Here is a 9,805-nt window from a genome sequence, read left to right on the forward strand (position 1 = left end):
CAGGCCCGCCTCGGCGTCGCGGGACCCGTGGCAGGACACGTGCGCGAGGCGGCCGTGCCTGCTCACCGTGATCAGCCAGCCGGGCAGCCGGCCGTCGTCCACGTAGCGCGCGAAGTGCGCGTCGATCCGCCGCAGTCGCTGCGCGTCCAGGCCCACCTCGGCCGGGTCGACCTCAACCTTTAGTTCGCTCACCGCACCAGCGTGCCTCATGTTGCCGTTGGCCGCCAGGAGCCCCGGGGTTCGGCCGGGTGACCGCCTCCCCCGCCACTAGAGTCACGCCTTTGCGCTTCGCTAAGCTCCCGGCAGGAAACCCGTTCGCGGTGGGGCCCACAACGCCAAACCTTTTGCGATCTCGGGAAGTTAAGGGGCTGTGTCGCCGCTCCCTCGGGTGCATGTCACCTGGTCAGCTGATGTGGGTGTGAGCAGTGCGACAAGGGCGTGGCAGGCTGGCCGGTGCCCGGGCGGCTGCCCGGCGGGCGTCTCAGATAGTGGGACGGCATCGGGAACTTAGGACCCGGGCCGCAGCTTTATTGCCCGTTTTATACCGATTTCCGGATGCCGCTCGGGTCCTATCTTGGGCAGCGCCCGCGGACCGCGCCCGGTATGGGTGGTTTGTCCGCCGGCAGGCTGGGCGGCTTAAGTCCCTGGCAGGCGGCGGAATGAAATCGGGCACCACGCAGTTTGCATGCTTGACGGTTCACTCACTTCATCCGCGCACGGCTCGGGGAGCGGCTACACTGGCTCACGGTAAGCCGTGCGAATAGGCCAAGTTGATTTGGCCGGCGGGCACGCGGATGGTACCTTTTACATTCGTGCCCGTCACCGTGCGGGTGCCTGCGTGCCAGCAGTCAGCGAGACGTTGGTCCATCGGACCGGATACGGGTGGCTGCGCCGCTGGCCGTGTGGACTCTCTCCCTCCGCAGTCCAGAAGGTTTCGGACTGCTGACTCCCGCTAAGGGCGACACGCCCGACCTCGGGGGTCGGCGGGGAGAGAAAAAGCGCAGGTCAAACGGGTGGAAACGGCGGGAAACCGACGATTTTCTGGTGTCGCTGCGGCACCCCCGGTTTCCGGGCGAGCACGCGGCGGGCAAGCAAGCTTGACATAGGAACACGACGGAAAGACGGAGACTCGGTTGCCCACGATCCAGCAGCTGGTCCGCAAGGGCCGCCAGGACAAGGTGTCGAAGAACAAGACGCCGGCGCTCAAGCAGAGCCCGCAGCGTCGTGGTGTCTGCACGCGCGTGTACACGACCACGCCGAAGAAGCCGAATTCCGCGCTGCGCAAGGTCGCCAGGGTGCGGCTGACGAGCCAGATCGAGGTCACCGCGTACATCCCTGGTGTGGGTCACAACCTCCAGGAGCACTCGATCGTGCTGGTCCGCGGCGGCCGCGTCCGCGACCTGCCCGGTGTCCGCTACAAGATCGTCCGCGGCTCGCTGGACACCCAGGGTGTCCGCAACCGCAAGCAGGCGCGCAGCCGCTACGGCGCCAAGAAGGAGAAGAGCTGAGATGCCGCGCAAGGGTCCCGCGACGAAGCGGCAGCTTGTCACCGATCCGGTCTACAGCTCGCCGCTGGTTACCGCGCTCGCTAACAAGGTGCTCAGGCAGGGCAAGCGCTCGCTGGCCGAGCGGATCGTCTACGGAGCGCTTGAGGGCTGCCGGGAGAAGAACGGCAACGACCCCGTGGTCACTCTCAAGCGCGCCCTTGACAACGTCAAGCCCACGCTCGAGGTCCGCAGCCGCCGGGTCGGCGGCGCCACCTACCAGGTTCCCGTGGAGGTGCGTGCCTCGCGCAGCACCACGCTGGCGTTGCGCTGGATCGTGATGTACGCGCGGCAGCGCAGGGAGAAGACGATGACCGAGCGGCTCATGAACGAACTGCTTGACGCGAGCAACGGCCTTGGGGCGAGTGTCAAGCGCCGCGAGGACACCCACAAGATGGCGGAGTCCAACAAGGCCTTCGCGCACTACCGCTGGTAACCCAGGGCCCAGCGGCGAGAGAGAAACGTACGAACCGAGAACTAAGGACGCTTACTGTGGCCACCCAGACCGCCGTAGACCTCGCGATGGTCCGCAACATCGGGATCATGGCGCATATCGACGCGGGCAAGACGACGACGACCGAGCGCATCCTGTTCTACACCGGCATCAACTACAAGCTCGGTGAGGTCCATGAGGGCGCCGCCACCATGGACTGGATGGAGCAGGAGCAGGAGCGCGGCATTACGATCACGTCCGCCGCGACCACCTGCAGCTGGCGTGACCACACGATCAACATCATCGACACGCCCGGGCATGTCGACTTCACCATAGAAGTCGAGCGCTCGCTGCGGGTGCTCGACGGCGCCGTCGCCGTGTTCGACGCGGTGGCGGGCGTGGAGCCGCAGTCGGAGACCGTCTGGCGCCAGGCCGACCGCTACGGCGTGCCGCGGATGTGCTTCGTGAACAAGATGGACAGGGTCGGTGCCGAGTTCCACCGCTGCGTGGAGATGATCACCAGCCGCCTTGGCGCCACGCCGCTGGTTATCCAGCTCCCGTGGGGCGTCGAGTCCGACTTCCGCGGCGTGATCGACCTCGTCCGGATGCGCGGCCTGCTCTGGCAGACCGAGGGCAAGGGCGACAAGTACGAGGACGTCGAGATCCCGGCCGACCATCTGGAGGCGGCCCGCGAGTGGCGTGACAAGCTGCTCGAGGCTGTCGCGGAGAACGACGACGAAATGATGGAGCTGTACCTGGAGGGCGCCGAGCCCAGTGAGGAGCAGCTCGTCGCGGCGATCCGCCGGGCGACGATCGCCAGTGCGGTCACCCCGGTGCTGTGCGGGTCCGCGTTCAAGAACAAGGGCGTGCAGCCGATGCTCGACGCCATCGTCGCCTACCTGCCTAGCCCGGTGGACATCCCGTCCATCGAGGGGCACGCGGTCGGCAACGAGGCGCAGGTGGTCGAGCGGCACGCCGACCCCGGGGAGCCGTTCGCGGCGCTGGCCTTCAAGATCATGTCGGACCACCACCTGGGCAAGCTCACGTACATCCGGATCTACTCGGGCACGCTGGACACCGGCACCCAGGTCCTCAACTCGATCAAGGGCCGCAAGGAGCGGATCGGCAAGATCTACCAGATGCACGCGAACAAGCGCGAGGAGCGCCCGTCCGCGACCGCTGGGCAGATCGTGGCCGTGATGGGGCTGAAAGACACCACCACGGGCGACACCCTGTGCGCCATCGGCGCCCCGGTGATCCTGGAGTCGATGACCTTCCCTGCGCCGGTGATCAACGTGGCCATCGAGCCGAGGACGAAGAGCGACCAGGAGAAGCTCGGCACCGCCATCCAGCGGCTGGCGGAGGAGGACCCGACCTTCCAGGTCAGGACCGACGAGGAGACCGGGCAGACGATCATCGCGGGGATGGGCGAGCTGCACCTTGAGGTGCTGGTCGACCGCATGCGCCGGGAGTTCAAGGTGGAGGCCAACATCGGCCGTCCGCAGGTCGCCTACCGGGAAACCATCCGCCGGAAGGTGGAGAAGGTCGAGTACACGCACAAGAAGCAGACCGGCGGATCCGGTCAGTACGCGCGCGTGATCATCGACGTGGAGCCGACCGGCGGCGACGGCGGCGGCTACGAGTTCGAGAACAAGATCACCGGTGGACGGGTGCCGCGCGAGTACATACCGTCGGTGGACGCGGGCTGCCAGGAGGCCGCCGAGTTCGGCGTGCTGGCGGGCTACCCGATGGTCGACGTGAGGGTCACGCTGACCGACGGCGGGTACCACGAGGTGGACTCGTCCGAGCTCGCCTTCAAGATCGCCGGTTCGATGGCGTTCAAGAAGGCGGCTGGGTACGCAGACCCGGCCCTGCTTGAGCCGGTCATGGCCGTGGAGGTCAGGACGCCCGAGGACTACATGGGTGACGTCATCGGCGACCTGAACAGCCGTCGCGGCCAGATCCAGGCCATGGAGGACCGGTCGGGGGTGCGGGCCGTCAAGGCGCTCGTGCCGCTGTCCGAGATGTTCGGCTACGTGGGCGACCTGCGCAGCCGCACCCAGGGGCGGGCCGACTTCAGCATGCAGTTCGACTCGTATGCCGAGGTCCCGCCCAACATCGCCAAGGAAATCATCGCCAAGGCACGCGGCGAGTAGCCGGCAGACCACAACCGCACGACCAGATCAACGATCGCAACAAGGAGAAACCAGTGGCGAAGGCCAAGTTCGAGCGGACCAAGCCGCACGTGAATATCGGCACCATTGGACACATCGACCACGGCAAGACGACACTGACCGCGGCGATCACCAAGGTGCTGCATGACAAGTTCCCTGACGTGAACCCCTTCACGCCCTTCGACCAGATCGACAACGCGAAGGAAGAGAAGGAGCGCGGGATCACGATCTCGATCTCGCACGTCGAGTACCAGACCGAGAAGCGCCACTACGCACACGTGGACTGCCCCGGTCACGCTGACTACATCAAGAACATGATTACTGGCGCGGCCCAGATGGACGGCGCGATCCTCGTGGTCGCGGCCACCGACGGCCCGATGCCGCAGACCCGTGAGCACGTGCTGCTGGCCCGCCAGGTCGGCGTGCCGTACATCGTGGTCGCGCTGAACAAGGCCGACATGGTCGACGACGAGGAGATCCTCGAGCTCGTCGAGCTCGAGGTGCGTGAGCTGCTCACCACCTACGAGTTCCCCGGCGACGACGTCCCGGTGGTCCGGGTATCGGCGCTGAAGGCGCTCGAGGGTGACGAGGAGTGGGCCGCCAAGGTCGCCGAGCTGATGGCGGCCTGCGACGACAACATCCCCGAGCCGGTCCGGGACGTCGAGAAGCCGTTCCTGATGCCGGTCGAGGACGTGTTCTCGATCACCGGCCGCGGCACGGTGGTCACCGGCCGGATCGAGCGTGGCAAGATCCACACCAGCGAGGAAGTCGAGATCATCGGCATCCGCGAGAAGGCGCAGAAGACCGTGGTCACCGGCGTCGAGATGTTCCACAAGATCCTCGACGAGGGCCAGGCCGGGGACAACGCCGGCCTGCTGCTGCGCGGCATCAAGCGCGAGGAGGTGGAGCGCGGCCAGGTCGTGATCAAGCCGGGCACCAACACCCCGCACACCGAGTTCGAGGGCCAGGTCTACATCCTGTCCAAGGACGAGGGCGGACGGCACACCCCGTTCTTCAACAACTACCGGCCGCAGTTCTACTTCCGCACCACGGACGTGACCGGCGTCGTGCATCTGCCCGAGGGGACAGAGATGGTGCTGCCCGGTGACAACACCGAGATGAAGGTCGAGCTGATCCAGCCGATCGCGATGGAAGAGGGCCTGCGGTTCGCCATCCGGGAGGGCGGCCGGACCGTCGGCGCCGGCCGGGTCACCAAGATCAACAAGTAGCTAGCCGTCACGTGGCGGCCGGGCCGCACACCGGCCCGGCCGCTACATTGCGAAAGCCCCCGGACAACAGCGGCACAAGGAAGCGAAGGAAATGGCGGGACAGAAGATCCGCATCCGGCTCAAGGCCTATGACCACGAGGTCATCGACAGCTCGGCGAGGAAGATCGTCGACACGGTGACGCGCACCGGCGCGAAGGTGGCCGGGCCAGTGCCGCTGCCTACCGAGAAGAACGTGTACTGCGTCATCCGCTCACCGCACAAGTACAAGGACTCGCGGGAGCACTTCGAGATGCGCACGCACAAGCGCCTGATCGACATCATCGACCCCACACCGAAGACCGTCGACTCGCTGATGCGGCTCGACCTGCCAGCCGGTGTCGACATCGAGATCAAGCTGTAGGGACGCACCGAAAATGACCAAGCAGATCAAGGGAGTCCTGGGCACCAAGCTCGGCATGACCCAGGTCTTCGCCGACGACGGCAAGATCGTGCCCGTCACGGTCGTCGCGGCGGGCCCCTGTGTCGTCACCGCGGTGCGCACGCCGGACGCCGACGGCTACGCCGCCGTGCAGCTGGGCTACGGCGAGGTCGACCCGCGCAAGGTGAACAAGCCCGAGGCGGGCCACTTCATGAAGGCCGGCGTGACCCCGCGCCGGTACCTGGTCGAGCTGCGCACCGACGACGCCTCGGACTACACGCTCGGCCAGGAGGTCACCGCCGAGACGTTCGCGCCCGGTGAGCTCGTCGACGTCACGGCCAGGAGCAAGGGCAAGGGCTTCGCCGGCGTGATGAAGCGGCACGGCTTCCGCGGCCTTGGCGCCTCGCACGGCACCCAGCGCAAGCACCGCGCGCCCGGGTCGATCGGCGGCTGCGCTACCCCGGGCCGGGTGTTCAAGGGCCTGCGGATGGCGGGCCGGATGGGCGGCGTGCGCACCACCGCCCTCAACCTGACCCTGCACGGCGTGGACGCCGACCGCGGGCTGCTGCTGATCAAGGGCGCGGTCCCCGGTCCTTCCGGCGGGCTGATCCTGGTCCGCAGCGCCGTCAAGACCCCGGCGACGAGCCGGTAGGAGGGGCGATGAACGCAACCGTAACCGTCGTTTCTCCGTCGGGCTCGACCGGCGCGACCGTCGACCTGCCGGCGGAGATCTTCGCCGCCAAGGTGAACGTGCCCCTGATCCACCAGGTTGTGGTGGCGCAGCAGGCCGCGGCCCGGCAGGGCACGCACTCCACCAAGACCCGCGGCGCGGTCCGGGGCGGCGGCAAGAAGCCGTACCGGCAGAAGGGCACCGGCCGCGCCCGCCAGGGCTCGACCCGCGCGCCGCAGTTCACCGGCGGCGGTGTGGTGCATGGCCCGGTGCCGCGGAACTACGAGCAGCGCACGCCGAAGAAGATGAAGGCCGCCGCGCTGCGCGGGGCACTGTCCGACCGGGCCGCTCACGGCCGGGTGCACGTGGTGAGCGCGTTCACCGACGGGTTCGAGCCGCGCACCAAGGATGCGCTGTCGGTGCTCGAGACCGTCACCGGGATCGGGCCGAGCGAGGCGCACCTGCTCGTGGTGGCCGCCGCCGATGACGAGCTGACCTGGAAGAGCCTGCGCAACGTGCCGGGCGTCCACCTGCTCGACTCGGGCCAGCTCAACACCTACGACGTGCTGGTCAGCGACCACGTGGTGTTCACCGACACCGCGCTGGACCAGTTCCTGACCAGGTCGGGGTTCCCGGGAGTGGTGCAGGTGGCCGACGCCGGTGCGGCGAAGCCGGCGAAGGCCGCCAAGCCCGCGAAGGCCGCCAAGACTGCGAAGACCGACGAGACGGCGAAGGCCGACGAGACGGCGAAGGCCGACGAGCCGGCCGAGGGCGACGAAGCTGAGGAAGCCGAGGACGAGTCGTGAGCAAGAGCGGCAACCCGCGGGACATCCTGGTCAAGCCGGTGATCTCGGAGAAGAGCTACCGGCTGGCCGACGACGGGAAGTACACCTTCATCGTCGCGCCTGGGTCCAACAAGACCGAGATCAGGCAGGCGGTCGAGGCCGTGTTCCGGGTCAAGGTGACCGGCGTGAACACGGTCAACCGGCCGGGCAAGCGGCGCCGGACCCGCTTTGGCTGGGGCAAGCGGCCGGACACCAAGCGCGCGATCGTGACCCTCGCCGAGGGAGACCGGATCGATATCTTCGGCGGCCCGGTCAGCTAGCCGGGCGATCCATAGGAGCTTGAATACACATGGCAATCCGTAAGTACAAGCCGACCACCCCGGGCAGGCGGGGCGCGAGCGGCGCCGACTTCTCCGAGGTCACCAGGACCGAGCCGGAGAAGTCGCTGGTGCGCCCGCTGCACGCGAGGGGCGGCAGGAACGTGCACGGCCGGATCACGGCGCGGCGCCAGGGCGGCGGGCACAAGCGCTCGTACCGGCTGATCGACTTCAGGCGGAGCGACAAGGACGGCGTGCCGGCCAAGGTCGCGCACATCGAGTACGACCCGAACCGCACCTCCCGGATCGCGCTGCTGCACTACGCGGACGGGGAGAAGCGCTACATCCTGGCCCCGGCCGGGCTGAGCCAGGGCGACACGGTCGAGAACGGTCCTGGCGCCGACATCAGGACCGGCAACTGCCTGCCGCTGCGCAACATCCCGACCGGCACGGTCGTGCACGCGATCGAGTTGCGGCCCGGCGGCGGTGCCAAGATCGCCCGCTCGGCCGGCTCCGGAGTGCAGTTGCTGGCCAAGGAGGGCAAGGTGGCCCACCTGCGGATGCCGTCCGGTGAGATCCGGCTCGTCGACGCGACCTGCCGGGCCACGGTCGGCGAGGTCGGCAACTCCGAGCAGGGCAACATCAAGCTCGGCAAGGCCGGCCGGAACCGGTGGAAGGGGCGCCGCCCGTCGGTACGCGGCGTGGCCATGAACCCCGTCGACCACCCGCTGGGCGGCGGCGAGGGCAAGAGCTCCGGCGGCCGGCACCCGGTCAGCCCGTGGGGGAAGCCCGAGGGGCGCACCCGCAAGGCCCACAAGCCCAGCGACCGGCTGATCACCCGCCGACGCGGCAAGAAGAAGCGGTAGGAGCACTCGACTATGCCTCGTAGCCTGAAGAAGGGCCCGTTCGTCGACGACCACCTGATGAAGAAGGTGGATCTGCAGAACGACAAGGGCACCAAGAACGTAATCAAGACCTGGTCCCGTCGCTCCATGATCGTTCCGGCGATGCTGGGCCACACGATCGCCGTGCACGACGGGCGCAAGCACGTGCCGGTGTTCATCACGGAGTCGATGGTCGGGCACAAGCTCGGTGAGTTCGCGCCCACCCGCACGTTCCGCAGCCACGTGCGCGACGACCGGCGCAGCCGCCGCTAGCGAGAGAACACAAGAGAGCGAGAGACAGCAGATGGAAGCGAGGGCACAGGCGCGGTTCGTGCGCATCACGCCGCGCAAGGCCCGCCGGGTGGTGGACCTCATCCGCGGGATGCCTGCCGACCAGGCACAGGCGACGCTCACCTTTGCGGCGCAGGCGGCCAGCGACCCGGTCGGCAAGGTCCTGGCGAGCGCGATCGCCAACGCCGAGCAGGCGCGGCTCGACACGTCCTCGCTCGTCGTGAGCCGTGCCTGGGTGGACGAGGGGCCGACCGCCCCGCGGTTCCGGCCGCGCGCGCAGGGCCGCGGCTACCGGATCAGAAAGCGCAGCAGCCACATCACGGTCGTCGTCTCCGACGAGCGTGACGGCTCGAGCAGGGAGAGGACCCGCTAGTGGGCCAGAAAGTGAACCCGCACGGGTTCCGCCTAGGCATCACCACCGACTTCGTGAGCACGTGGTATGCGGACAAGCTGTACAAGGACTACGTCGCGGAAGACGTCGCGATCCGCCGCATGCTGCAGCGCGGCATGGAGCGGGCCGGCATCTCGAAGGTGGAGATCCAGCGGACCAGGGACCGCGTCCGGGTCGACATCCACACCGCCCGCCCCGGCATCGTGATCGGCCGGCGTGGCGCCGAGGCCGACCGGATCCGCGGCGACCTGGAGAAGCTGACCGGCAAGCAGATCCAGCTGAACATCCTCGAGGTCAAGAACCCGGAGATCGACGCACAGCTGGTCGCGCAGGGCGTGGCCGAGCAGTTGTCCAGCCGGGTGTCGTTCCGCCGGGCCATGCGCAAGGCCATGCAGACCGCGATGAAGGGCGGCGCCAAGGGCATCCGGGTGCAGTGCGCCGGCCGCCTGGGCGGCGCCGAAATGTCCCGCTCGGAGTTCTACCGCGAGGGGCGGGTGCCGCTGCACACGCTGCGCGCCGACATCGACTACGGCTTCTATGAGGCGCGCACCACGTTCGGCCGGATCGGCGTCAAGGTGTGGATCTACCGCGGCGAGGCCGCGCAGACCAGGGCCGAGCGCGAGGCCGCCGCGGCGGCGCTGCGGGCCGGCCAGCGCCCCGGCCGGGACC

Annotated in this window: 11 protein-coding genes and 2 pseudogenes; 12 read left to right on the top strand and 1 reads right to left on the bottom strand. The window is 68.2% G+C overall.

Features of this window, described 5'->3' with window-relative positions; all coding sequences use genetic code 11:
• Positions 1 to 192: pseudogene (locus Q1N79_RS21455) on the bottom strand (serine hydrolase); the annotation flags it as partial.
• Positions 193 to 1,133: 941 nt separating this feature from the next.
• On the opposite strand from Q1N79_RS21455, the gene rpsL reads away from it, so the two are divergent.
• The 12 genes and pseudogenes from rpsL to rpsC all read left to right on the top strand — a co-directional run.
• The gene (gene rpsL / locus Q1N79_RS21460; protein WP_300611675.1) at positions 1,134 to 1,508 is read left to right on the top strand and encodes a 30S ribosomal protein S12; all 375 of its coding nucleotides are present in this window, start codon (positions 1,134 to 1,136) and stop codon (positions 1,506 to 1,508) included.
• A gap of 1 nt (position 1,509) precedes the next feature.
• Positions 1,510 to 1,980: a 30S ribosomal protein S7 gene (gene rpsG / locus Q1N79_RS21465; protein WP_300611677.1), complete on the top strand. Its 471-nt coding sequence runs from the start codon at positions 1,510 to 1,512 to the stop codon at positions 1,978 to 1,980.
• A 56-nt stretch (positions 1,981 to 2,036) separates the two neighbouring features.
• Positions 2,037 to 4,133 (top strand): elongation factor G, encoded by a 2,097-nt coding sequence (fusA, locus tag Q1N79_RS21470; protein ID WP_300611679.1) that lies wholly within the window; start codon positions 2,037 to 2,039, stop codon positions 4,131 to 4,133.
• A 53-nt stretch (positions 4,134 to 4,186) separates the two neighbouring features.
• A complete protein-coding gene (gene tuf, locus Q1N79_RS21475) occupies positions 4,187 to 5,380 on the top strand; it encodes an elongation factor Tu (protein ID WP_300611681.1) in 1,194 nt (397 codons plus the stop codon).
• A 91-nt stretch (positions 5,381 to 5,471) separates the two neighbouring features.
• Positions 5,472 to 5,780, top strand: a complete 309-nt coding sequence (gene rpsJ / locus Q1N79_RS21480) for a 30S ribosomal protein S10 (RefSeq protein ID WP_300611684.1) — start codon at positions 5,472 to 5,474, stop codon at positions 5,778 to 5,780.
• Positions 5,781 to 5,793: 13 nt separating this feature from the next.
• Positions 5,794 to 6,450, top strand: coding sequence for a 50S ribosomal protein L3 (gene rplC / locus Q1N79_RS21485; protein WP_300611686.1), 657 nt, complete (start codon positions 5,794 to 5,796; stop codon positions 6,448 to 6,450).
• A gap of 8 nt (positions 6,451 to 6,458) precedes the next feature.
• Positions 6,459 to 7,193 (top strand): annotated as a pseudogene (gene rplD, locus Q1N79_RS21490) (50S ribosomal protein L4); the annotation flags it as partial.
• A gap of 77 nt (positions 7,194 to 7,270) precedes the next feature.
• A complete protein-coding gene (rplW, locus tag Q1N79_RS21495) occupies positions 7,271 to 7,573 on the top strand; it encodes a 50S ribosomal protein L23 (RefSeq protein ID WP_300611688.1) in 303 nt (100 codons plus the stop codon).
• Positions 7,574 to 7,602: 29 nt separating this feature from the next.
• On the top strand, positions 7,603 to 8,436 hold the full coding sequence (gene rplB / locus Q1N79_RS21500; RefSeq protein ID WP_300611690.1) for a 50S ribosomal protein L2: 834 nt from the start codon (positions 7,603 to 7,605) through the stop codon (positions 8,434 to 8,436).
• Between the two features lie 12 nt (positions 8,437 to 8,448).
• Entirely contained in the window at positions 8,449 to 8,727 is a 279-nt protein-coding gene (gene rpsS / locus Q1N79_RS21505; RefSeq protein WP_300611692.1) for a 30S ribosomal protein S19, read from the top strand.
• Positions 8,728 to 8,758: 31 nt separating this feature from the next.
• Positions 8,759 to 9,118 carry a 50S ribosomal protein L22 gene (rplV, locus tag Q1N79_RS21510; RefSeq protein ID WP_300611693.1) on the top strand — a complete coding sequence of 120 codons (360 nt, stop codon included), beginning with the start codon at positions 8,759 to 8,761 and terminating at the stop codon, positions 9,116 to 9,118.
• Positions 9,118 to 9,805: 30S ribosomal protein S3 (gene rpsC, locus Q1N79_RS21515; protein WP_300611695.1), on the top strand; the 688-nt coding region annotated here is incomplete at its 3' end. The genes rplV and rpsC, both read left to right, overlap by 1 nt.

Origin of the sequence: Trebonia sp. (assembly GCF_030042015.1) — a bacterium.
Taxonomy (GTDB): domain Bacteria; phylum Actinomycetota; class Actinomycetes; order Streptosporangiales; family Streptosporangiaceae; genus Trebonia.